The sequence below is a fragment of the Parendozoicomonas verongulae genome (assembly GCF_009711465.1).
GTDB lineage: Bacteria > Pseudomonadota > Gammaproteobacteria > Pseudomonadales > Endozoicomonadaceae > Sansalvadorimonas > Sansalvadorimonas verongulae.
In genome coordinates this window covers 1-381 of sequence record NZ_SMME01000224.1, presented here as the reverse complement: position 1 = coordinate 381, position 381 = coordinate 1, and the positions used below count along the sequence as shown (strand labels likewise).

The 381-nt window shown below is 52.8% G+C and carries 1 protein-coding gene; it reads right to left on the bottom strand.

Annotated features, from left to right (window positions below):
* Nucleotides 1-381, bottom strand: a 381-nt coding sequence (locus tag E1189_RS24300; protein ID WP_230459822.1) for a hypothetical protein, incomplete at both ends; no start/stop codon positions are given.

Genomic DNA, 381 nt, shown 5'->3' with positions numbered 1-381 from the left:
TGCTGAACGCCACATATCGGCTTCAGGCAACGGCTCCGCTGACTGAATAGCCTCCTTCCATGGCCGGGAGGTACAGGATTTCGATTGTGGCCATAGCAGGCAGAGATGAGCTTTTGGATAGTTAAGCAGTGAGCCATTGACCATAACCGAGGGGGGATGACAGCAAAGCGATTCAAGAGCCTGTTGAAGCGTGGGATTTTTTTCAAGGCCAAGAATCACAACCTCTCTTCCTTGCTGAAGGGTCTGCTGGAGTTGTGTGACATTCCGGCCAAAGTGCGGAGTGCGTTCTGACTGGATATGGAGATCGTCGAACAGTTGCCCAAGGTGAGTCTGATCTGTCACCCGGATGATAAGAGGGGACGTTTCCCGTGTCTGCACCCA